A 1,346-nucleotide genomic window follows, 5' to 3' on the forward strand; every position below is an offset into this window, starting at 1 on the left:
GAGCAGCGTTACTACCTGTCCTTGGGCGACTCCCTGACCGTGGGTGTGCAGCCCGACGAGAGCGGTATCCCCGGGGAGACCGCCGACGGGTACACCGACGTGCTGTACCGGGACCTGTACGACGCGGACTCGACGCTGAGCCACGAGCGGATGGGCTGCGGCGGCGAGGACACCACCACGTTCATCGCGGGCGGCCTGCCCCGCTGCGACGAGAGGTACGGGGGCCGGTCCCAGCTGGAGGCGGCGGAGGAGTTCCTCACCGGGCACCGAGGGGACGTCGAGCTGGTCACCCTCACCATCGGGGGCAACAACTTCACCGGGTGCGTGAGCGACCTGGAGGACCCGGAGGGCCCGGCGGTCGACACGGCCTGCGTGGACGACGGCCTGGAGCGGATCGGGACCGAGGTCCCCGAGATCGCCGACCGTCTGCGCGCGGCGGCGGGACCGCAGACCCAGATCATCGCGATGACCTACTACAACCCGTTCCTGGCCGCCCTGCTGCTGGAGGGCGGTGACGAAGGGGCGGAAGCGTCCGCGGCCCCGGTCAGCGCCGAGGCCCCACCCGCGGAGGACGGCGCGCAGGCCCCCGAGGACGACCTGGTCGCCTACGCCGCCGACGTCCTGGAGCGGATGAACGAGTCCCTGCGCGCCACCTACGAGGACGCCGGGGTCGATGTCGCCGACGTGGAGCGGGCCTTCGAGTCCTCGGACTTCGCGGTGCCCGCGGACAGTGCGACCGGCATGCCCACGAACGTGCAGCGGATCTGCGACCTGACCTGGATGTGCGACGTCGACCGGGGCCCGGACATCCACACCAACCGGGCGGGCGCCCAGGAGATCGCCACCGCCTTCGGCGAACTGGTCGATTGACGCGTCGGGGCGGGGCCGCGCGCCCCGCCCCCCGTACGGGCGACGCGGGTCAGGCGTGAAAGTCCGCCAGGTCGAGCCGGGCGATCCGTGCCGGGTCGGCGAGGATGTCGATCCTGGTGATCTGGTCGTCGACGACCGTGAAGCCCAGCACCGACACCGGCTGTCCGCCGACCGTGGCGACCACCCCGGCGGCCCCGTTGACCAGGGCGGGCCACGGCATGAGGTCGGTGGCGCGGCTCCGGTAGAGGAAGGCCCGTCCCGCCACCGCCCGGGCGCCCCGGACCGTGAGCGCGCCGCCGACCGCACCGGTGTCCGCGCACAGGACCACGTCCGGGTCGAGGACGGCCAGCAGCCCGTCGAAGTCGCCGTCGCGCGAGGCGCTCAGGAAGGCGTCGACGAGCTGGCGCTGGCGCACCGGTTCGGGTCCGGGGACCGGCGCCGCTCCCCGGACCCGCCGCCGGGCACGGCTCCCCCGC

General features: G+C 73.8%; 1 protein-coding gene and 1 pseudogene. One reads left to right on the top strand and one right to left on the bottom strand.

Going from position 1 to position 1,346, the window contains the following annotated elements; genetic code table 11:
- Window positions 1-870: GDSL-type esterase/lipase family protein (locus D471_RS0102080; RefSeq protein WP_017597092.1), on the top strand; the 870-nt coding region annotated here is incomplete at its 5' end.
- Between the two features lie 49 nt (window positions 871-919).
- Here D471_RS0102080 and D471_RS0102085 read toward each other — a convergent pair.
- Window positions 920-1,346 (bottom strand): annotated as a pseudogene (locus tag D471_RS0102085) (RNA polymerase subunit sigma-70); the annotation flags it as partial.

Origin of the sequence: Nocardiopsis lucentensis DSM 44048 (assembly GCF_000341125.1) — a bacterium.
Classification (GTDB): Bacteria; Actinomycetota; Actinomycetes; order Streptosporangiales; family Streptosporangiaceae; genus Nocardiopsis; species Nocardiopsis lucentensis.